The 20,534-nt window shown below is 39.3% G+C and carries 23 protein-coding genes; 6 read left to right on the top strand and 17 right to left on the bottom strand.

Annotated elements, in window-relative coordinates:
* Positions 1-4: 4 nt before the first annotated feature.
* The 10 genes from BWR56_RS04280 to efeO all read right to left on the bottom strand — a co-directional run bounded on the left by BWR56_RS04280 (position 5) and on the right by efeO (position 9,201).
* The gene (locus BWR56_RS04280) at positions 5-694 is read right to left on the bottom strand and encodes a sugar phosphate nucleotidyltransferase (RefSeq protein WP_000643950.1); all 690 of its coding nucleotides are present in this window, start codon (positions 692-694) and stop codon (positions 5-7) included.
* Positions 695-705: 11 nt separating this feature from the next.
* Positions 706-1,584: a DMT family transporter gene (locus BWR56_RS04275; RefSeq protein WP_000791842.1), complete on the bottom strand. Its 879-nt coding sequence runs from the start codon at positions 1,582-1,584 to the stop codon at positions 706-708.
* A 1-nt stretch (position 1,585) separates the two neighbouring features.
* Positions 1,586-2,443 (bottom strand): phosphotransferase family protein, encoded by an 858-nt coding sequence (locus BWR56_RS04270; protein WP_071850926.1) that lies wholly within the window; start codon positions 2,441-2,443, stop codon positions 1,586-1,588.
* Positions 2,444-2,459: 16 nt separating this feature from the next.
* On the bottom strand, positions 2,460-3,482 hold the full coding sequence (locus BWR56_RS04265; protein WP_061421075.1) for a ribitol-5-phosphate dehydrogenase: 1,023 nt from the start codon (positions 3,480-3,482) through the stop codon (positions 2,460-2,462).
* 4 nt (positions 3,483-3,486) lie between these two features.
* A complete protein-coding gene (locus BWR56_RS04260; protein ID WP_071850924.1) occupies positions 3,487-4,194 on the bottom strand; it encodes an IspD/TarI family cytidylyltransferase in 708 nt (235 codons plus the stop codon).
* Between the two features lie 365 nt (positions 4,195-4,559).
* Complete coding sequence (gene tatA, locus BWR56_RS04255) at positions 4,560-4,730, bottom strand: twin-arginine translocase TatA/TatE family subunit (protein WP_049484393.1); 171 nt, start codon at positions 4,728-4,730, stop codon at positions 4,560-4,562.
* On the bottom strand, positions 4,714-5,445 hold the full coding sequence (tatC, locus tag BWR56_RS04250) for a twin-arginine translocase subunit TatC (RefSeq protein ID WP_061421076.1): 732 nt from the start codon (positions 5,443-5,445) through the stop codon (positions 4,714-4,716). The genes tatA and tatC overlap by 17 nt, the downstream gene beginning before the upstream one ends.
* Positions 5,446-7,134 carry an FTR1 family iron permease gene (locus BWR56_RS04245; protein ID WP_071850922.1) on the bottom strand — a complete coding sequence of 563 codons (1,689 nt, stop codon included), beginning with the start codon at positions 7,132-7,134 and terminating at the stop codon, positions 5,446-5,448.
* Positions 7,109-8,323, bottom strand: a complete 1,215-nt coding sequence (efeB, locus tag BWR56_RS04240; RefSeq protein WP_061421077.1) for an iron uptake transporter deferrochelatase/peroxidase subunit — start codon at positions 8,321-8,323, stop codon at positions 7,109-7,111. The genes BWR56_RS04245 and efeB overlap by 26 nt, the downstream gene beginning before the upstream one ends.
* Before the next feature lie 5 nt (positions 8,324-8,328).
* Complete coding sequence (gene efeO / locus BWR56_RS04235; protein ID WP_076984509.1) at positions 8,329-9,201, bottom strand: iron uptake system protein EfeO; 873 nt, start codon at positions 9,199-9,201, stop codon at positions 8,329-8,331.
* A gap of 186 nt (positions 9,202-9,387) precedes the next feature.
* On the opposite strand from efeO, the gene BWR56_RS04230 reads away from it, so the two are divergent.
* On the top strand, positions 9,388-9,687 hold the full coding sequence (locus BWR56_RS04230) for a YbaB/EbfC family nucleoid-associated protein (RefSeq protein WP_000981515.1): 300 nt from the start codon (positions 9,388-9,390) through the stop codon (positions 9,685-9,687).
* 38 nt (positions 9,688-9,725) lie between these two features.
* Here the strand turns inward: BWR56_RS04230 and BWR56_RS04225 are convergent, their stop codons facing one another.
* The 7 genes from BWR56_RS04225 to glmU form a co-directional block, all read right to left on the bottom strand.
* Entirely contained in the window at positions 9,726-11,489 is a 1,764-nt protein-coding gene (locus BWR56_RS04225; protein WP_076984508.1) for a glycerophosphoryl diester phosphodiesterase membrane domain-containing protein, read from the bottom strand.
* Between the two features lie 8 nt (positions 11,490-11,497).
* Positions 11,498-12,091 (bottom strand): 3'-5' exonuclease, encoded by a 594-nt coding sequence (locus BWR56_RS04220; protein WP_061421081.1) that lies wholly within the window; start codon positions 12,089-12,091, stop codon positions 11,498-11,500.
* Positions 12,092-12,172: 81 nt separating this feature from the next.
* On the bottom strand, positions 12,173-12,667 hold the full coding sequence (gene rocS, locus BWR56_RS04215; protein WP_000021252.1) for a chromosome segregation protein RocS: 495 nt from the start codon (positions 12,665-12,667) through the stop codon (positions 12,173-12,175).
* Positions 12,668-12,743: 76 nt separating this feature from the next.
* The gene (locus BWR56_RS04210) at positions 12,744-13,436 is read right to left on the bottom strand and encodes a 5'-methylthioadenosine/adenosylhomocysteine nucleosidase (RefSeq protein ID WP_061421082.1); all 693 of its coding nucleotides are present in this window, start codon (positions 13,434-13,436) and stop codon (positions 12,744-12,746) included.
* A 15-nt stretch (positions 13,437-13,451) separates the two neighbouring features.
* Positions 13,452-13,763: a cell wall synthase accessory phosphoprotein MacP gene (gene macP, locus BWR56_RS04205; RefSeq protein ID WP_071850913.1), complete on the bottom strand. Its 312-nt coding sequence runs from the start codon at positions 13,761-13,763 to the stop codon at positions 13,452-13,454.
* Positions 13,764-13,774: 11 nt separating this feature from the next.
* Complete coding sequence (locus BWR56_RS04200) at positions 13,775-14,320, bottom strand: NUDIX hydrolase (protein ID WP_000393795.1); 546 nt, start codon at positions 14,318-14,320, stop codon at positions 13,775-13,777.
* 9 nt (positions 14,321-14,329) lie between these two features.
* Entirely contained in the window at positions 14,330-15,709 is a 1,380-nt protein-coding gene (glmU, locus tag BWR56_RS04195; RefSeq protein ID WP_071850910.1) for a bifunctional UDP-N-acetylglucosamine diphosphorylase/glucosamine-1-phosphate N-acetyltransferase GlmU, read from the bottom strand.
* Positions 15,710-15,864: 155 nt separating this feature from the next.
* Between glmU and BWR56_RS04190 the strand changes: the two genes are divergently transcribed.
* The 5 genes from BWR56_RS04190 to lysS all read left to right on the top strand — a co-directional run bounded on the left by BWR56_RS04190 (position 15,865) and on the right by lysS (position 20,348).
* On the top strand, positions 15,865-16,665 hold the full coding sequence (locus BWR56_RS04190) for a glycoside hydrolase family 25 protein (RefSeq protein ID WP_071850908.1): 801 nt from the start codon (positions 15,865-15,867) through the stop codon (positions 16,663-16,665).
* A 106-nt stretch (positions 16,666-16,771) separates the two neighbouring features.
* Entirely contained in the window at positions 16,772-17,614 is an 843-nt protein-coding gene (locus BWR56_RS04185; protein WP_076984507.1) for a DUF368 domain-containing protein, read from the top strand.
* Complete coding sequence (locus tag BWR56_RS04180; RefSeq protein WP_001085909.1) at positions 17,614-18,096, top strand: aminoacyl-tRNA deacylase; 483 nt, start codon at positions 17,614-17,616, stop codon at positions 18,094-18,096. Before BWR56_RS04185 ends, BWR56_RS04180 begins: the two co-directional genes overlap by 1 nt.
* A complete protein-coding gene (locus tag BWR56_RS04175) occupies positions 18,096-18,719 on the top strand; it encodes a histidine phosphatase family protein (protein ID WP_076984506.1) in 624 nt (207 codons plus the stop codon). Before BWR56_RS04180 ends, BWR56_RS04175 begins: the two co-directional genes overlap by 1 nt.
* A gap of 138 nt (positions 18,720-18,857) precedes the next feature.
* Positions 18,858-20,348: a lysine--tRNA ligase gene (gene lysS / locus BWR56_RS04170; protein ID WP_000102438.1), complete on the top strand. Its 1,491-nt coding sequence runs from the start codon at positions 18,858-18,860 to the stop codon at positions 20,346-20,348.
* Positions 20,349-20,534: the final 186 nt, after the last annotated feature.

Raw genomic sequence — 20,534 nt, 5'->3', positions numbered from 1 at the left:
TTCCTTACTCAATAGTAGATAAAATCTCTTCTAACTTATGGTAATCTTTTACACTATCAATTTCATAGATGCTATTTCCTTCTAATTCTTCGACATAGACATCCAATTCTTTGATATTATCCTTAACCATGTTATCCCAGTAGAGATCAACAAATTCACCACTTTCGTAAGCTTTGTCAATAAAGCCAACAATCTTCTCAGCAGTTGGTGCATCCCAGAATGAAACTCCGCTCAGAATGCGACCAGCCTTGCTGTCAACAATAATGTCTTGAACCTTGTAGTCATCACCGTAAACCAAGAACCACTCGTTGGTACAGTCTTCACGATAAACACTGAAATAGGTAGAACGTTTAAGATCGTTTCGAAACATATTTTTGAAAAGATAGTTATCTGCATCAATGACATAGCTGTTAGCTAAGTCTTCTTTTACTAGATAAAGTGAGTAAAAGTTATTGTAATCAGCATACTTGTCGTTAAAGACTAAACGGACACCATATTTTTCTTTTAGGTAGTCAAATTGTTCCTTGAGGTAACCGACAACGATAATAATCTCATCAATTCCTCTCTCTTTCAAAAACTCGATTTGGTATTCTACCAAGGGTTTTTGATTAACCTTAACCAAAGCTTTTGGGGTATTTTCAGTCATAGGGCGTAGACGAGTTCCTAAGCCCGCTGCTAAAATAATCGCTTTCACACGAATCTCCTTTATTCTTTAATAATAATATAAACACCAGCCATAACAATAAGTGAAGTGATGATTGTCAGCATATCTAGCGGTGCACCCAAGAAAATAACTGCAAATAAGACAGTCCAAACTACATAGCTCACATTCAAACCTGTCGCTTTCGCAGGTTGCAAACGATTAATGGCGATATAATAAGCTAAGTAGGAAATCATATCAAAGGCCGCAAAGACAATCAAGAGGCCGAATAATTGCCCATCTGCCACTTCTGCAAATGAATGGTGAGAAAAGAGCACAATCACAAGATAGGACAAGAATGAGGTTACTTGTCGAATTAACAAGGCTTCAATTTCACTTAAATCACTTTCCATAGCATAGGAGCTGAGAACACTTTCACTCCCCCAGGCAATGGCACAGATAAGGGCACAAAGAATCCCAATGTAAAACGAGTTTACTTGTTCAACCTTGTAGGTTTGAGCAATGATCGCTGCAATAATCAAGAAAACACCGAATACTGTATTCTTTGAAACCTTGTGTTTCAAAATGAAGAAGGCTAGTAAAACTGAAACTGCTGGGTAAATAGCCGATACAGATGAAGCTAGAGAACTACCAATATATTTAACCGCATAAAGATTGGCCTGCATACCAATAGGTCCTGCTAGTAAAGCACCGATAATTACACTCACATTTCGAATATTTAAGAAAATTGAAAGACGAACTTTTCTTTCTTTTACCAAAAGAAAAGCTAACAAGATAAAGATACTCAAGAAATCATGAGCAGCAGCCACCACAAAAGGTGAAAGATTTGTAAAAATTGAAAAGATATAAGCACTAATTGTTAGACCTAATCCCCAGAAGATACCAGAGAGCAGACCAAAGGAAACACCATTTTTATTCTTCATCCTAACCTCCATAATAAGTCAAACCTTCGACAGCTCTTTGGTAACGATTGACACCGTAATCTCCAAAATCAGCCCCTTGAGCTTCTTTGTACACTGTCCACAAACTCCAGATAGTATCTTGCAAGATTTTATAGATACGAATCTTCTCACGTGATACAGGCGTTTTATCACTTTCATAGTAGGAAAGGAAATCATCTTCCTCTTGCTTTGTAAATTCAGACTCTAAGAAAAGAGCTGCCAAATCCCACATTGGGTCATTCATAGAAGAGTATTCCCAGTCAATCAAATATAAACGACCTTGTGGTGACTCGATAAAGTTTTCTGGTACCAAATCGATATGACAGGACTTTCTATCAACACCCAAATCAGCCAATCTCTTTTCTAGTGAAAATACATCTTTTCTTACAGCTTCATAGTTTTCATAAGGGATAGCTCCCTCAATCAAGGATTCATATTTGCTGATTTCCTCAAAAGGAGCAAACTCTCCTCTTAATTCTTTCCCTGAAGCATGGATGGTTTGTAAAATTGGTGCAATCTTTTCAAACTTGGACTTGATTGATGTTGAATCTAGAGTTACTGCTGATTCGATGTACTCATTTACTTTAATCCCTGACTCAATATCAAAGAGATAATTTTCGACATCTAAATCTAAATCCTCTAAAAGTTCAAGATTGTACTTTTCATTTTGACGATTGATGAGTTTTTCAGTCCCTTTACCAAAAAATTTCACAATATACTGTTTGTTGGTTGTTTTGACCAAATAGTTTTGGTTGGTCATGCCTCCCAACTGTTCAACACTGAGTACTTCCTCTTCATCAGATAGTAAAGAAGAAATTTTTTCTTCGATGAGTTTCTCCACAATTAACCTCCATCTTCTACACTTCCCACTTAAATACTGTTTTGAAAGCAGTATTTAGGTCTGTAGCAAAGACACGGTGAATGTCCTTGATTTCTCTCACAGGCTCTTCAACATAAAGGATATTTTTCAGTCGATTCGCAAACTTTTTAACTTCCATCATCTGTATTGCATTTTCAAAATCAATCCGTCCAGATCGAGACGAACCGACCAATAATAAACCTTTTTCTAAAGAGTCTCGCGTATTGATATTAACCTTGTACTCGCTCACTCCCATCATGAGAATCGTTCCCTGTGGACGAATATAGCGAATCAAGTCATTGATAGCTGGGCCTGTACCATCGCCACCGCAACACTCAAACCCATGATCAAAGGTCAAATCCTCTGGGATATTATCCGTGATGTAGCACTCTTTTGCAAAAGAGAAGAGTTCCAGTTTTTCCCAATGGCGACCAATCACGATAATCTCTGCTTCTGGTAGAGTGTAATTGATAATATTCGCAACCACAAAGGCCAAACTACCATCTCCGATAACAGCGATGCGCTCTCTCTTGCTATGAGCAAGATGCAGGAATCGATCCATAGCATGCATGCCAACACTTACAAACTCAGTTATGGCTGCAACTGTGTCCTCAATATCATTATAAGACACAACACGATCTTTTGGAAGAGAGACAAATTCTCGCATAAAGCCGTCATAGCCACTAGATAGGAAGTAGGTTCCTGTCATGTAGTTCTCGTAGAACTCCTTGTCACTCTGCATAGGCGGTTGATTGGGAATCATAACTACCTTTTGACCAACTTCATAAGTCCCAGTGGGATCGGAAATAACAGTTCCACAAGACTCGTGAATCATGGCCATAGGAAGCTTTTTAGCCAATATCTTTGGATCGCGTTTTCCTTGATAGTAACGTTGATCCGCATGACAAACCGCCATATAATTTGGACGAATAAGGATATGATTCTCCTGATCAATGTCCTCTTCTTGGTATTTTACATTGATAAACTTTGGTTTGGTCAGTTGATAAATTTGATTAATCATAGCCTTAGTCTTTCTCAATCATGCTTTTCGCGATTTTCAAGTCAGTCACAGTTGTGATTTTAAGGTTTGAATATTCCCCTTTAGCTAGAGCAACATCCTTCCCTTTGATAACAAAAATCTTACATGCATCCGTCAGGATTTCCTTTTCTTGATCAGATAGGGAACCATACAAATCCATGAAATCCTTACAACGGAAAGTCTGAGGTGTTTGACCTTGATAAAGGTGAGCACGATTTGGAATATCCGTGATAAACTGACCATTAGTACTTTCAACAATGGTATCAACTGCTTCTACTACTGTGTCAACCGCATCATGATTTTGCGCTAGTTTGATATTGTCCTGGATCATGCGAAGTGTGATAAATGGACGAACAGAGTCATGCGTAATCACGATATCTTCTGGAGTGATTGGACGATAGGCATCAATAGCTTCTATAATTTTCTCGATACTGGTATTGCGATCAGCACCACCCTTGGTAATGATGATACGATCCTTGTGGAGAGAAAGATACTTGTCAACTAGGTCCTCAGCGTGTGACACCCAGTCTCCATGAACTCCAACTACAATTTTTTCAACACTTGGTTCCAAAACAAATTTTTCAATTGTGTGGATCAAAATAGGTCGATCACCCAACTCCAAAAATTGTTTTGGTAAATTACTGATTCCCATGCGTGTGCCAGTTCCTCCGGCTAGGATTCCTGCATAGATCATTTATATTCTCCTTTAGTTTATTCTAAAAAACTCATTACCATCTATTATATCACAATCTGTCTCCATCATGAAAAAAAGACAGAGTGTCATTTAATCTAATCAACACACCATTTAAGGCAAAAAGTGAACAATGCCTTGCTAAATCTGGAAAGACCATAACAAATTAAGAAATAAAATTAGGTTATCCTCTATATTCTCCTCTCAACGTTCGGTTAATATAGAGTTCTTTAGAATATAATAGAAACCTTAAAGAAAACTTAAACACATTTTTTGGAATACAAAAATAAGCTAGGAAACTGTTCGAACTCGCAAAGACAGATACAGTTCCTAACTTTATTGTTTTTATTTGTAAAAGATGGAATAGATTATTTTTCCTGTTCTTGGTCACTAAGTCCTTTAACTGCCTTCTTAAACTCAGACAGCATTTTACCGATTGATTCACCCAGTTCTGGTAAACGTTTTGGTCCAAAGATTAAGAGTGCACCTAGAACAATGATAATCAATCCTGGAGCACCGATATCACGTAAGATTCCCATTCTTTTCTCCTTTCATTTTTTTCTTTATTATTCTCTTGCTAATTGCAATACTAAGCTCATAGAGCGAGATTAAAGGAATAGTCATGGCTAAATCGCTGATAAAATCAGCTGGTGTCAAAATAACAGCTAGCACCAATAAAATAAAGTAGGCATAACGTCTATAGGTAACTAAGAGCCTTGGTCCAATCAAGCCAATCGACGTTAAAAAAGCGATGATGACTGGCAATTCAAAGATGAATGCCAAAGGGATAGTTGTTTGAAAAACAAAGTCTAAGTAGTTCTGAGCTGTTAATTGGGTTTCAAATAATCCTTCCCCAAGTCCTAAAAGCACTTGAAGTAAGGCAGGCGTTACAAAGTAGAATCCAAAGGCTAGTCCAAGTAGAAAGCAAATAAAACTAGCTGGAATATAGGCAAAAATAGCTCTTGCTTCTTCTATTTTCAAGCCTGGTTTGATAAAACTCCAAATCTGATAAATTGTAAAAGGTAGAGTAATAGTAAAGGACATTAGGCTCGCTAAGCGAAAATAAATCCACAGAATATCATTTGGACCTAATACAATCAATTTTTGATTAAAGGACTGAGTTAGATAGTAGTAAAGCTGATCTGCAAACAATAAAGCTCCACAAAAGACTATAGAAAAGCAGGCTATAACAGCAATGAACCTCTTTCTAAATTCTACCAGATGTTCAACGATTGTCAATTCTTTTGTATCCATCTACTTTTCACCCTGTCTCAATGTGACAACCAAAACAATTATCAAAAAGACTAGCTGACTTCCTAAACCTTCCCAACTTGGATAGATACCCAATAGGTCGATAGTAGGGAAACCTGGTAATAAGTGGTTAGGTGCCATATTGGTCAGCTGGAGAGCATGTATGCTAACACCTAGCATCTTGAAGGCAAGAGCATAAATCATCCATGTCAGGATAAAGAAAACCTTATGAGGTAGGAAAAATTGACTCGCCTTGTTCATCAAAAATGCAATAATCAGCAAGACCAACAAAGCCAGAGAAATACCTAGAATAAACTCAAAATGAGATATTCTCGGTAAAATTCCTACATAAAATAGTATGGTCTCTGCCCCTTCACGAAAAACAGCTAGAAAACTTAGAGCAAACATGGAAATGAATGAACCTGTCTTGGTCACCGTTTTCATCTGGGAATCCATAAAGTCATTCCATTTTTTGACCGAGGATTTACTGTGAAGCCAGATACCAATCAAAATCATCATCACTACTGCGAAAATACCAACAGATCCTTCGATGATTTCTCGATTGGCCCCTGATGTTACAGCTGGAAAGGCAATTTGGAGTATAAATGCAATCACTAGACTCGCTGCTATTCCTGATAGTGCTCCACCATATACCCACTTGAGTCCTTTGCGCATCTTGGCTGCTTTTAGAGTTGTGACCAAAGCCATGACGATTAAAAGGGCCTCCACTCCTTCCCGTAGGAGAATGAGCATAGCATCAAAGGCATTGTAGCTTGCATTGGTATCAATTTGAGATAAATCCGCAATCAGTTTTTCTAATTTTTCTTGATGTTCCTTCTCACTTCCCTTGACCATGATTACAGGACTTTCGCTTTCCACTCGGGTGTAGAGCGCAGGTTTGGTTGTTCTAACGGTTCCTTCAACTGTTGGCCAAATTGTGATAAACTCTTTCATGGTAGCTGCCCCTGATGCTTGGTCACCAGCTTGGAATTGTTCCAAAGCCTTCTTCAAAAGGGCAATACCGTCTTTGAGACTTAAATCAGAAGATGCTTCTGCGACTTCTTTTCCAGTTACAAAATCATCAATAGCCTTTTTTAAGTCCTCAAAGGAAGTCTGGATGGAGTTAAAATCAGTAGGCTCAGTTTCTATGCTACTCCGTAAGAAAGAAATAGCTGTTTCTACTTGACCATAATGAGCTGTACTGTTGTCACGGACAACACTCTCATTGATCGTCCAGGTTGAATTCATCTTTTTATAAGCTTCTCGGATTTGCTCTATATCTTTTGAAGTAATTGCCTTATCCAGAACCTCAAAACGCGGTCTTAGTCGACTAACAAGCTTTTCTTTTTCAGCATCAAGATCTACTGGATTTTGCTCTTTCTCAAATGCAAGAAGAGCAGATGAAATCTGTGTCAGATTTTCCTCACTTATATCTCCTGTCAGAGCAAGCTTTTCCTTGACGATCTTACCAGCTTCCGAATCAGAATGTTCTACTTTTTCAAAATCCGTCGCCATTTCTCTAACAAGAGCTTTGGCTTCTGCCTGATTATCATTTTTTACAGCCTTAGAGGCATCCGTTATCTTTACAAAATATGAACTCAGGCTTTCCTGTGCGCTAACGGGAAAAACAGCTAACAAGAGAAAAGACAAAGCTAAGAAACAAATGTTAATCTTCCAATAATTTTTGACCAATATAGCCTCCTTTCTCTACTCCACCAAAACAGGCAAAGAGACCGCTACCGATGTGGGTTACATACTCATTCATCTTGTCTGTAGCTCCGAGGTTGGTTTGAACCTTGACAAAATGATCTGGATCCTTTTGGAAAGAGATAAAGAGTAAACCTGTGTCAAATTGTCCAGTCTTTTCATCAATGCCATCTGAATATGAATAGGATCGGCGTAAGAGAGGCTTATCTACCTCTTTGGCTAATCGAACATGCGAATCATCTGGCAAAAGACTCAAATCTACTTCATCAAACTCATTCTTCTTACCAAAGGGAGCGCCACTTTCCTTGTAGCGACCAAAGGTATTTTCTTGCTCTTCAAGATTGGTTCGATCCCAAGTATCGAGAAACATCTGGATGCGGCGAACGGCCATATAGGATCCATTTTGCATCCAATCCTTGCTGTCTGCCCAGACAACACGATCAAAATCCTTTTCTTTGGTCACATTGGCTGTTCCATCCTTGAAACCAAAAAGGTTGCGGGGTGTCTCAAGACGATCTCCAATGGCTGCAAAACCTGACTGACTCCAACGGAGAGTCACCGCATTTCTCCCTTTACGGATAAGGTTGCGAATAGCATGAAAAGCAACTTGCTCGTCATCTGCACAGGCTTGGATAACAATATCTCCCCCAGTATATTTTTCACGCAGTTGCTCTTTTGGGAAGGGTGGTAAATCCTTAAAAAGTTGAGGACGTTTTTGTTCTAAATTCATTTTTTTCAGGAAACTTGCAGACACACCAAAAGTCAACGTTAAACGATGAGGATTTAGCCCCACGGTTTCTCCAGTGTCACTAGGTGGCAAGAGAGCATTCTGACCATCTTTTTTAACCAATTCCCCCTCGACCAACTTGGCACTATAATCCGTCCAATCCTTGAACAACTGGATAATCTTATCCCTATCTGTCGTATGCAAATCTAGGACAACAAAATAAATATTCTTCTGCATAGGTGTTGTAATACCCGCTTGGTGTTTGCCATAAAAAGCAATCTTTTCATTACCGTACGAGATGTTTTCTTGATTTCCTAGCTTAGGTGCGAAAAAAGCAGAAGCACCAGAGAGCCCTAGCGCTAAACCAGCCCCTCCAATCCCTGCTTTTTTTAGAAATTCTCGACGGTCCATTTTTTTCTCAAAAAACTTTTCATCTTTATCAGTCATACTGCTTATTCTCCATCAAGAAATTTGCCCATTTGTGATAGAGGTTCACCAAGTTTTGTCACGGCTTCAGCCAATTCCTTGGTGTCTTCTTTTGTCAAATCAGTATAGAGTTTGTAGTGTTCCTTGTCTGTCATGTGTTTATCCAGCAAACTATTAACAGATTTGAAATCTGCTTCCAATTCTTTAACTAAATCAGCATCTGATTTTTCTAGTAAAGGTTTAAATAGTTGGAAAATTTTCTCAGCACCCTCGATATTAGCACGGAAATCGTACAAATCTGTATGAGAATAGATTTCCTCTTCACCTGTAATCTTGCTTGTCGCTACTTCATTAAGCAAGTCAACTGCTCCAGTCAACATAACCTTGTAGTCCACATCTACAGTCGCAATCTTAGCTTTCAATTCCTTAATATCATTGACCAATTGATCACCATAACTTTCAGTCCCTTTTGTGGTATTATCTTCCCAAAGGATACGCTCAATACGGTGGAAACCAGACCAGCCTTCCTCAGTCTTATTTTCATCTACGTAGTCTGCCAAACGAAAGTCAATCTTGACATCTGACTCACCAAAGCTCTCAGCTATGGGTTCTGAACGCTCATAAGACATACGAACTAATGGATAAGCTTTCTTTGCTTCCTCCAGTTTCCCCTCTTTCAAAAGTTGAACAAAGCCCTCAGTATCGGTCAAAAGTTTATCAATTTGCTCTTGTACAAAAGTCTTATAGTCAGCAGTGGCCTTATCCAGCATTTTTTGCTTGTCTTCAGACAAGGCTGTCACCTTAGAGGAATCATTTGTCTCGGTTGATTTTTCAAAACGGACTGCACATGCTGTCAATAGCAAGGCTGAAGATAAAAGGACAAAACCTAGTTTTTTCATTGTATACTCCTATTGGTTCAGAAGACCTGAATTTATTTTACGCTCTATTATAACATGTATTTCCTCATTTTTCAATAAATTGTCAGAAAATTTAATGTTAGCCATCTAAAACTAATAATAGACTTTTGCCCCTAAAATTGATAAAATAAAAAAGAAAATAATAGAAAAAGGAAACTGTAAACCGCCATGATGAACATGCAAAACATGATGCGCCAAGCACAAAAACTTCAAAAACAAATGGAACAAAGCCAAGCAGAACTCGCTGCCATGGAATTTGTTGGAAAATCAGCTCAGGACCTTGTCCAAGCAACTTTGACTGGAGACAAAAAAGTTGTCAGCATTGACTTCAACCCAGCAGTTGTAGATCCAGAAGATCTCGAAACACTTTCAGATATGACTGCGCAAGCAATTAACGCTGCTCTTGAACAAATTGATGAAACGACTAAGAAGAAACTCGGTGCTTTCGCTGGAAAATTGCCTTTCTAATCCACAAAAAAAGAGAAACAGATGTTTCTCTTTTTTTCTTAGAAATCAAAGAATTCCATTGCTTTCTTTAAGAGTAATTCCGTATATTCTGGATCGTCTTGAGCCATTGTGACTTGTGACTGGACCATTTCAAGATCATCAGTAATCATGCCATCTGCGCCGAGACGAACTGCTTTATCAAATGCCTCCGAACCATTTACGGTCCAAACATAGAGCCTCTGATCGGTTGTCCAGAGTTTATTGACAAAGTATTCATCCAAAGTCGAGTACTCCATAGTGTAACCCGTTGCCTTGGTTCTTGGGAAGATACTGTTATAGGGAAGAATAAAGTAAACTGGAATTTCAGAATCATAAGTCAACACTTTATCAATCACATGATAGTCTAGTGATTGCATCTGATGTCCATATTTCTTGATAGTCGCTCCGTACTTTTCGAGGAAATGGTCCATCATTTGCGGACTATCTTTTTTACTGGTCTTAATCTCAATCAGCAATTTTTGATTTAAAGCATTTGCTCGTTCTAAATAGGCATCAAAGCTTGAAATCTTTGTTTGATAACCATTCTCATAAATATCTGTATTTGTTAATTCATCCAGAGTCAAATCTTGCGGCGTAGCATTAATACCTGTTAAATTTTTTAGGTTAGCATCGTGCATCATCACGAACTGACCGTCTTTCGTTTCCTGCACATCCATTTCGATGAGATCTGGTTTTAGCTGAGCTGTTTTTTCTAAAGACTGCACAGTATTTTGAACACCATTTTTATTACTTACTCCTCTGTGCGAAATCACTAAAGGTGTATTGGTATCCGGAGATTCCAGATAAACGTAGCCTTCTATGGCAAAGAAGATGCTTGCACACCCCATGACACCCCATCTCATCAGATGATCTTTCTTTCTCCTTGGCATGATCTCCAACTCTTCTCCTGTCAGGAAGGAAACAAACTTCACTAGGAAATAAGTCAGGGTCATGTAATGGAAATTTTTAATCAAGACAAAATTAATCACACCGAGAATCAAGGATTCTTTTTGAGTGAGATTATCCATCACTGCTTGCGCAAAAAGCAAGGGAATTAACAAACCAAAGAAGAAGAGATAGGTTTTAATAATAATGAGTAAGAGATGCCAAGAGAAGAAAAGGACATTTTTCTTTGTCTTTTGGAGACTATATTTCACACTTTCTCTTACTGTCTTTCTTTCAAAGAGAATCTTAGGGAGGGCAAACATAAATCGGACAGAGATGTAGAGAAAGATCCAAGCGGATGCTATGATCATCAGACCTACCATCCAATGCTTACCTTCCCAATAATTCACAATAAAATCAGGAATAATAATCTTGTTGAGGTAGTAGATTTTTAAAATCTTACGGATGAACGGGAAAAGCATAGCAATGTAAAAAAAGACAAAGGCCATCTTACAAAAGCTCAATCGCTTAACGAATAGAAAGCTCTGGTGAAATACTTTTCTACTGTACTCGATTAAAGTTCTCTTTTCATGATAGAGAAGGTGACGAGCCCCGATAAACAAAAGACAAATCTGGAAATAGGCAACCAGGAGATTGATTGCAATTAAGATGAGAAAGGCTAAACTGATAAAAGGCGAGCCTTGTATAATCGCCCAAAAGTTATTGTAGGAGATAAACAAGTAACCTGTTTGTCTCAGAAGGATGCCAGCAATCCATGAATTCAATGGTAGCCAGACAAACTCAACCATCATAAATATCAAGAAAAATAGAAATAAAATCTTATCTAGGTTATAGTATATCTTCCTAAAACCTAGCTTCTTAGGTTTTTCAGGTTTCATAGGCACTCCTAGTCTAAAAATTGGGATAAATCTAAGCCACCGAAAGGATTATTCATAGAAAAACTACTCTGGTCTTCTATTAATAGCTTTCCTTCATCCGATTCCAAAAAAGCTTCGTAAACACGCGCCGTCATGCGGGCGTCTTCTAAACTGTTATGAGACTTCCCGTGAAAGCCTAAAAAATTCGCTACAGTTTGTAATTTAAGATTGGCTATGCCGTGTAGGTCAGAACTACGGCGTTCAAAAGCCTCCTCATATAGATCAACCTTATACTGGTCACGATAATCAATACCATGCTCCAAGAGAATAGGCAAATCACTCTTAGCTGCATTGTAACCAACAATAGGTAAGTCGCCAACAAATGCTTGAAAGTCCTTTAAAACTTGTTCTACTTTTGGCGCATCTTTCAAGGTTTCAGCTGTGATTCCAGTCAAACCATTGATAAAACTCTTCAATGGGGCTGTAGTATGAACATAAGAATCAAAAGCAGCACTTTCTTGTCCATCTTGAAAGCGGACTGCCGATACTTGAATTAAATGGGTAACCCCCTCGTGTTGATTGAATTCCAAATCAAAGGCGATATAATCTCTTAATTTTTCCATTATTTACCTCAATTACTACCCAAACTAAACTATAAACAATAAAAGAAGCCATTAGGTTAGTGAGTAACCCAAACAGCTTCTTTATTTTCCTCCAAAAAGGCGAGCAAAAAAGCCTTTTTTGGTTGCTTGGACTTCTTCTTTTGCTTGGTCCAACTCGAGTTTCAAGGTTTCTTGATCCTTCATGGCTTGAAGAGTTAACTGTTGCTGTTGGTCCAACTGTTTGTCCTTTTCAGCAATCTGTCGGTCTTTGATACGCATCTGTTCATCTTTTTCTGATAACTGGCGGTCTTTTGCCTTGAGCTGCTCGTACAAACGAAGAATTTCAGCATTTTTCTCATCGACCAAGATTTCCATCAGTTCACGTTGTTTAACATCATCACTGACTGGTTCATCTTCAAAAATCGTTTTTTTGTAGATTTCCTCTAGCTTGATTAAGCCACTTCGAGTAACTACAGTTACACCTTTGTCATTTTTTTTCGTGTCCTCTTCTGGAAGTTCTTTGACACGATTGTTGATTGCTTGACGAGATAGTCCTAAGACCTCTGCAATCTCACTGACGGTCATTTCAATACTCATAATATCCTCTGAAACGTTTTCTAGCTTTTCTTTATTTAAATCTTATCATAAGCTAGATAAACTGTCAAATTTCCGCTTAATCTAAGGCTTTTAAAAAGGCTAGTAAGACTTGGGCAGAACGACGTCCAGCTTCGATAATAAACTCATCAAAAGAGACAGAGGCTTCGTGATTGGCATTGTCACTCATAGCACGAATGACTAGGAACGGTAAATTAAGAGACTGAGCCGCTTGTGCAATAGCAGCCCCTTCCATTTCAACTGCTAAAACATCAGGGAAGTGGGATTTGATACTAGCAATCTTATCATCTCCAGCTATAAAACTGTCCCCTGTGGCAATCAAGCCTAGATGCCATGTCTGCTCTAACTGAAATAAGTTTTCTTTAATCCAAGCGATAAATTTCTTATCTGATTCAAAGTACAGAGGTTGACCAGCCATTTGGCCATAAGCATAACCAAAAGCAGTCACATCCACATCATGGTAAGCTAGTCTATCTGCAATCACGACATCACCAACAGCAATCCCTTCGGCAAGAGCACCTGCTGATCCTGTATTGATGATAGCTTCTACCTGAAAATGGTCAGCTAGAATAGCTACACTCATAGCTGACATGACCTTTCCAATCCCACTCTGAACTAGAACGACTTCAGTATTGCCAACAGAGCCTGTGTAGTATGTATTTCCTAAGACTTGGACTTCTTGAGGTTTATCCAAATTCTGAGTCAAATATACGAGTTCTTCTGGCATGGCAGCAATGATTCCAATTTTCATTTCAAGTCCTTTCAATTACAAGAGTTTCATCGCTAAAATTAACAAAATCAAAAGTAGGATAACTGCAAACAAGATGCGATTGAGTTTTGAATTAAAAACATTTCTCTTGGTATTCTCAATGCGGCGACTCTTATGAATCGTTGGCTCTACTTCGATTGTTAAGGTATCTTGACTAAAACCGTGGTCTCTAGAACGTGAATAACCAAAATGTTGTGAAGATGTTGGCAGGATTTTGGTTTCCTCCTCATCTTGAAGGGGTGGTCCTGAGATTTTCTCACCACGATTGGCACGTTCAATCATTTCATCTGTTAATAAAGGTTTTCCCATGGGTTTCTCCTCTATTTCTTTTGTAGTTCCCAGTACTGGATTGCCATGATAGTCTTAGCATCACAGATATGACCTGACTGGATCAGGTTCTTGGCTTCCTCTAGGCTTACTTCTAAAACTTCCAAAGTTTCATCATCATCTTGTGGGCGAGGATTTTCCACCTTGACCAAATCACTAGCGAGGTAGAGTTTTAGTTTTTCATTACAAAATCCAATCGCAGAATAGAAATCGTACAACAGTTCTAACTTAGCTGTGTAGGCAACTTCTTCTTCCAATTCACGAAGGGCCGCCGCCATTGGATCAGCATTTTCACCAAGTTCTAGTTTACCTGCAGGAATCTCATAAGAAACCGCCTCGATAGCCTTTCGGTATTGCTTAACGAGAACGATTTTGTCTTCGGCTGTCACAGCTAGCACACAAACAGCTCCATTGTGAAAAATCAAGTCACGTTGGGCAGTACCCTTTCCTTCTGGTAGCTCCACCTGATCCTGTACTAGTTTGAAAATAGGACCTTGATAGATTTCCTTCCGACTAATCGTTTTTTCTTCAAATTCCATGACAAACTCCTACTGGTTCTTAGGATGATGAGGTAAGCGTGTTGCGTACTCATCTTTGTTAACTTGTCGTCCACGGCCGATAGCAATGGCATCAGCAGGAACATTCTTGGTAATGGTTGAACCCGCTCCAACCAGAGAATTATCCCCAAGTTCTACAGGAGCAATAATAGTTGAGTTTGAGCCAACAAAGACATTATTGCCAATGACAGTTTTGTATTTATTTTTGCCATCGTAGTTGACTGTAATAGTTCCTGCACCGAAATTAACGTTGCTACCCACTTCACAGTTTCCAATATAAGTCAAATGACCCGCCTTGGTATTTTCACCGATTGAAGAACCTTTGACTTCTACGAAGTTACCAATATGAACCTGAGAAGCTAGGCTTGAACCTGGTCGGATATGGGCATAAGGACCTACAGTCACGCCGTCTGCAACCGCACTTTCCTCAATCATGGAATTCGTAATCACAGCCCCAGCTCCGATAGTGCTATCCACTACATAAGTACCGTTTGTCAAAACAGTCTCAGCACCAATCTTCGTTTTACCTTTCAAGGTAACATTAGCTTCGATTTGGACTTCGGGAGCAATCTCAACATCAATGTCGATGAAAGTTGCTTCAGGATTGACAAAGCTAACACCATTAACCATATGCTTTTGGTTGATACGGCGACGCATCACTGCTTCTGCAGTCGCAAGAGCTACACGGTCATTTACGCCAAGACTTTCATCAAAATCCTTGAGAGTATAGGCCCCAACCTTTTCACCCGCATTACGGAAAATACCAATCACGTCAGTAATATAGTACTCACCTTGGGCATTGTTGGTGTTGATGTTTTTAAGAGCCTCAAAAAGACGTTCATTGTCAAATACATAAGTTCCAGTATTGATTTCCTTAATTTGCTTTTCAAAGTCTGTAGCATCTTTCTGCTCCACAATGCGAAGAACTTCAGCATTATCGTTGCGGACGATACGACCATATCCAAAAGGATCAGCTGCTTCAGCTGTTAAAATCGTCGCCACATTTTTGTGATTGATATGGAAATCCAAGAGGTTTTTCAAGCTTTCACCTGTTATCAGAGGAGTATCCCCAGCAATAACCAAGGTGTGGCCGGTACGTTTTTGAAGAATAGGCTCTGCCATCATGACAGCATGCCCAGTTCCTAGTTGTTCTGATTGGGTAACAAAGTCTGTCTGATCGGCTAATACTTGCTCAACTAGCTCTGCCTTGTGACCAACTACAGTAACTGTTTTTTCAGGTTGAATAGCACCAACACTACGAAAAACATGTTCCAACATCGAAATTCCAGCTACTTTGTGAAGTACCTTTGGAAGATCTGATTTCATGCGAGTACCTTTACCCGCTGCTAAAATAATGGCATAATTTGACATAATCTTCTCTTTTCTCTAGAAATTCCCTTATATTATACCATAATTTAGTTTCTTAGGAGTAAACAAACAGAGAAATAGGGAAAAGACGCCCATATATTCACTTTTTCCGATGTTTTCTTTGATTTTTTTATCTATTTACGTTAAACTATTTAAATATGAGAAAAAAGATTCATCCAGCTATTATTTTTACTTTATTTACTATATTTATAGCTATTTTGATCCTCAATAGACCAACTTATGAAGACCATCCTGTCAAGTCAAAACCCAATGCAGTCCAGGTTGAAAATCAGGCCTTGCATAATCTTGACAAACCTATTATTGATGTCTCTGGTTGGCAAAGACCTGAGGAAATCAACTACGATACCTTGTCTCAAAATATTTCAGGTGTTATTGTTCGCGTCCACAATGGGGCTCAACATACTGAAAAAAATGATGCGGCTTATGCCAATGGTATTGATAAAGCCTATAAAAGTCATATTACAGAATTTCAAAAGCGGAATGTTCCAGTTGCTGTTTATGCCTATCTAGCAGGTACTAGTAAGGAAGAAATGGAAAAAGCTGCTGAGGTTTTCTACAATGCTGCTTCTCCATACAACCCTAGTTACTATTGGTTGGACGTGGAAGAAAAAACAATGTCTGATATGAATGAAGGGGTTGAAGCCTTTCGTGCTAAACTGGAATCTTTAGGTGCTAAAAACATCGGCATCTATATTGGAGTTTACTTCATGCAAGAACACAGTATCAATACAGATAAGTTTACTGCTATTTGGATTCCTTCCTACGGGACAGACTCTGGTTACTTTGAAACAACACCCAATACCAGTTTAGACTATGACCTCCATCAGTATACTTCAAAAGGAAGAATTGCTGGATTTGAACACCATTTAGATATTAATCTCATTTCTACCTTGAAGGAAAAAGAAGAAACCTTCAGAAAACTATTTTTAAGACCATAAGACAAGTGAAAATTGCTCTCTTTTTCACTTGTTTTTTCATTTTCTTCTCGTCTGTGTTATAATTGATAGAATAGAGAAAGAATTTTATGAAATTGAGGATTTTATGATGTTTTCATGGATTGCAAGAGTTATTAAGGGAATCGTCATCGCCTTAGGATTTATCCTACCTGGAATTTCTGGCGGTGTTTTAGCAGCTATTTTGGGAATTTACGAGCGAATGATTAGCTTTCTGGCTCACCCCTTTAAGGATTTTAAAGAGAATGTCCTATACTTTATCCCCGTAGCAATCGGGATGTTGCTAGGCATTGGTTTGTTTTCTTATCCAATCGAGTATCTGCTTGAAAATTACCAGGTCTATGTTTTATGGAGTTTTGCTGGAGCTATCATCGGTACGGTTCCTAGCCTCCTTAAAGAATCTACTCGAGAATCTGATCGTGACAAGATCGACCTAGTCTGGTTCTGGACCACCTTTATCCTTTCAGGTGTCGGGCTCTACGCGCTAAACTTTGTTGTTGGTTCACTCAGTGCCAGTTTCGCTAGCTTCATCTTAGCGGGTGCTCTTTTAGCGCTTGGTGTCTTGGTGCCTGGTTTAAGCCCGTCAAATCTACTCTTGATTTTAGGACTGTACGCTCCGATGCTAACTGGCTTTAAGACCTTTGATTTATTTGGTACCTTCCTTCCTATCGGGATTGGTGCAGGTGCAACTCTCATCGTTTTTTCAAAATTAATGGACCATGCCTTGAACAACTACCACTCCCGTGTTTATCACTTTATTATTGGAATTGTGCTATCAAGCACCCTCTTGATTTTGATTCCAAATGCTGGAAGTGCTGAAAGTATCCAATACACTGGACTTTCTATCGTGAGTTATGTTCTCATCGCCTTCTTCTTTGCACTTGGCATTTGGCTTGGTATCTGGATGAGTCAATTGGAGGATAAGTATAAATAATGGCAAAAAAAGTCAAGATTAAAAAAACTTTGGTCGAGCAAATCTTGACCAAGGCGGGTATTGACCATACTGGTATTCAGATCAACGCGCTTGAGGGTGAACTTCCTTCGGAATATGATCGAACACATATCTTTAAAACCTTGGCTCTGCTGGGTGATAAGACGGGGCCAATCATCGGAATCGTTCCCATAACAGAACACCTCGCTGAGAAAAAACTAGCAAAGGTTTCTGGTAATAAAAAAGTGAGCATGATTCCTCAAAAAGATCTGGAAAAAACAACAGGCTATATTCATGGGGCTAATAACCCCGTCGGCATTCGCCAAAAACACAATTATCCCATTTTTATTGATCAGACTGCTTTGGATTTAGACCAAATGATTGTCTCTGCTGGAGAAGTCGGGCACAGTATCATCATCCGACCTCAAGACTTAGCCAGCTTTGTAAAAGCGGACTTTGCTGACATCTTGGAGGAAAACAACTGATGAAACTCTATTTTGTCCGTCATGGTCGGACTGTCTGGAATCTTGAAGGACGTTTTCAAGGTGCTAGCGGCGACTCTCCCCTTCTTCCAGAGTCCATTGACGTTTTAAAACAACTGGGGCAGTATCTCAAGGAAATTCCTTTTGATACGATTTATTCTAGTGATTTACCCAGAGCAGTTAAGTCTGCTGAAATTATCCAGAGTCAACTCCAATCCCCTTGTCCTTTGAAGAGCATTCCTGACCTACGTGAATGGCAACTTGGCAAACTAGAGGGATTAAAAATTGCTACGCTCAATGCCATCTACCCACAACAAATCAAGGCCTTTCGCTCTAATCTGGCTCAGTTTGATACGAGGATGTTTGAAGCCGAATCTCTCTACTCTACGACTCAGCGAACCATTCAGTTTATCAAATCTCTGAAAGAAAGTCCGGCTGAAAGAATTTTGATTGTCGGGCATGGGGCAAATCTCACTGCTAGCCTTCGTACACTTTTAGGCTATAAAGAAGCTCACCTCCGCAAAGATGGAGGCTTGGCCAATGCTAGTCTGACAGTTTTAGAGACCGATGATTTTGAAACCTTCACTCTGGAAAGATGGAATGACACTTCCTTTCAAAGAAAATAATGGAACTTGATCTTAATAGTCAAGTTCTTTTTAGTTTTCAAAGAATATCCGTGAATTTCTCTGCTATTTATGATAAAATGGGAGTATCGCAAAAAATGACTCATCGTATCAAATTTTGAGTAAAATTAGGAGGAACCCATGTCTACAGAACATATGGAAGAACTAAATGACCAGCAGATCGTTCGCCGTGAAAAAATGGCTGCGCTCCGTGAACAAGGAATCGATCCCTTCGGAAAACGTTTTGAACGTACTGCTAACTCACAAGAACTAAAAGACAAATTTGCAGAACTTGATAAAGAACAATTACATGAATTAAACGAAACTGCTACTATCGCTGGACGCTTAGTAACTAAACGTGGTAAAGGGAAAGTCGGCTTTGCCCATCTTCAAGACCGAGAAGGTCAAATCCAAATCTACGTTCGTAAAGATGAAGTCGGTGAAGAAAACTACGAAATCTTCAAAAAGGCTGACCTCGGTGACTTCCTCGGTGTCGAAGGTGAAGTCATGCGTACGGATATGGGTGAACTCTCTATCAAGGCAACTCATATCACTCACTTGTCTAAAGCACTTCGCCCACTTCCTGAGAAATTCCACGGTTTGACAGACGTTGAAACAATTTACCGTAAACGTTACCTTGACTTGATTTCTAACCGTGAAAGCTTCGAACGCTTTGTTACTCGTTCAAAAATCATCTCTGAAATCCGTCGTTATCTAGATCAAAAAGGTTTCCTTGAAGTGGAAACACCTGTTCTCCACAACGAAGCTGGGGGCGCTGCTGCCCGTCCATTTATCACACATCACAATGCCCAAAACATTGACATGGTACTTCGTATCGCGACTGAGCTTCACTTAAAACGTCTTATCGTTGGGGGTATGGAACGTGTTTATGAGATTGGTCGTATCTTCCGTAACGAAGGAATGGACGCCACTCACAACCCTGAGTTCACTTCTATCGAAGTTTACCAAGCTTATGCTGACTTCCAAGATATCATGGATTTGACCGAAGGCATTATCCAACACGCTGCTAAGGCAGTTAAGGGTGATGGTCCAGTTAACTACCAAGGAACTGAAATCAAAATCAACGAACCATTCAAACGCGTTCACATGGTAGATGCTATCAAGGAAATTACTGGTGTAGACTTCTGGCAAGACATGACTTTCGAAGAAGCTAAAGCTATCGCTGCTGAGAAGAAAGTTCCAGTTGAGAAACATTACACTGAAGTTGGTCACATTATCAACGCCTTCTTTGAAGAGTTCGTTGAAGAAACCTTGATTCAACCAACCTTTGTCTATGGTCATCCAGTAGCTGTCTCTCCACTCGCGAAGAAAAATCCTGAAGACGAACGCTTTACTGACCGTTTTGAGCTCTTTATCATGACTAAGGAATACGGTAATGCCTTTACTGAGTTGAACGACCCAATCGACCAGCTTAGCCGTTTCGAAGCCCAAGCAAAAGCTAAAGAACTTGGTGACGATGAAGCAACAGGTATCGACTACGACTACATCGAGGCTCTTGAATACGGTATGCCACCAACAGGTGGTTTGGGTATCGGTATCGACCGTCTCTGCATGCTCCTCACTGATACAACTACTATCCGTGATGTATTGCTCTTCCCAACAATGAAATAATACTCTTCGAAAATCTCTTCAAACCACGTCAGCATTTCCTTGCCGTAGATATATGTTCCTGACTTTGTCAGTCTTATCTACAACCTCAAAACAGTGTTTTGAGCAGCCTGCAGCTAGATTCCTAGTTTGCTCTTTGATTTTCATTGAGTATAAACCCTTATCCTCTGGTACTTGCCAGAGGATTTT

It is taken from the genome of Streptococcus oralis, from assembly GCF_001983955.1.
Lineage (GTDB): Bacteria > Bacillota > Bacilli > Lactobacillales > Streptococcaceae > Streptococcus > Streptococcus jiangnanensis.
Note: the sequence above shows the minus strand (reverse complement) of the source record. Positions and strands in the feature narration are given on the sequence as shown.

Bases quoted from the DNA above. Each gene is read 5' to 3' on its own strand.
- BWR56_RS04275 (WP_000791842.1), bottom strand. From the start codon at position 1,584: ATGAAGAATAAAAATGGTGTTTCCTTTGGTCTGCTCTCTGGTATCTTC.
- BWR56_RS04265 (WP_061421075.1), bottom strand. From the start codon at position 3,482: ATGATTAATCAAATTTATCAACTGACCAAACCAAAGTTTATCAATGTA.
- BWR56_RS04260 (WP_071850924.1), bottom strand. From the start codon at position 4,194: ATGATCTATGCAGGAATCCTAGCCGGAGGAACTGGCACACGCATGGGA.
- tatA (WP_049484393.1), bottom strand. From the start codon at position 4,730: ATGGGAATCTTACGTGATATCGGTGCTCCAGGATTGATTATCATTGTT.
- tatC (WP_061421076.1), bottom strand. From the start codon at position 5,445: ATGGATACAAAAGAATTGACAATCGTTGAACATCTGGTAGAATTTAGA.
- efeB (WP_061421077.1), bottom strand. From the start codon at position 8,323: ATGACTGATAAAGATGAAAAGTTTTTTGAGAAAAAAATGGACCGTCGA.
- efeO (WP_076984509.1), bottom strand. From the start codon at position 9,201: ATGAAAAAACTAGGTTTTGTCCTTTTATCTTCAGCCTTGCTATTGACA.
- BWR56_RS04230 (WP_000981515.1), top strand. From the start codon at position 9,388: ATGATGAACATGCAAAACATGATGCGCCAAGCACAAAAACTTCAAAAA.
- BWR56_RS04225 (WP_076984508.1), bottom strand. From the start codon at position 11,489: ATGAAACCTGAAAAACCTAAGAAGCTAGGTTTTAGGAAGATATACTAT.
- BWR56_RS04220 (WP_061421081.1), bottom strand. From the start codon at position 12,091: ATGGAAAAATTAAGAGATTATATCGCCTTTGATTTGGAATTCAATCAA.
- rocS (WP_000021252.1), bottom strand. From the start codon at position 12,667: ATGAGTATTGAAATGACCGTCAGTGAGATTGCAGAGGTCTTAGGACTA.
- BWR56_RS04210 (WP_061421082.1), bottom strand. From the start codon at position 13,436: ATGAAAATTGGAATCATTGCTGCCATGCCAGAAGAACTCGTATATTTG.
- macP (WP_071850913.1), bottom strand. From the start codon at position 13,763: ATGGGAAAACCTTTATTAACAGATGAAATGATTGAACGTGCCAATCGT.
- BWR56_RS04200 (WP_000393795.1), bottom strand. From the start codon at position 14,320: ATGGAATTTGAAGAAAAAACGATTAGTCGGAAGGAAATCTATCAAGGT.
- glmU (WP_071850910.1), bottom strand. From the start codon at position 15,709: ATGTCAAATTATGCCATTATTTTAGCAGCGGGTAAAGGTACTCGCATG.
- BWR56_RS04190 (WP_071850908.1), top strand. From the start codon at position 15,865: ATGAGAAAAAAGATTCATCCAGCTATTATTTTTACTTTATTTACTATA.
- BWR56_RS04185 (WP_076984507.1), top strand. From the start codon at position 16,772: ATGTTTTCATGGATTGCAAGAGTTATTAAGGGAATCGTCATCGCCTTA.
- BWR56_RS04180 (WP_001085909.1), top strand. From the start codon at position 17,614: ATGGCAAAAAAAGTCAAGATTAAAAAAACTTTGGTCGAGCAAATCTTG.
- BWR56_RS04175 (WP_076984506.1), top strand. From the start codon at position 18,096: ATGAAACTCTATTTTGTCCGTCATGGTCGGACTGTCTGGAATCTTGAA.
- lysS (WP_000102438.1), top strand. From the start codon at position 18,858: ATGTCTACAGAACATATGGAAGAACTAAATGACCAGCAGATCGTTCGC.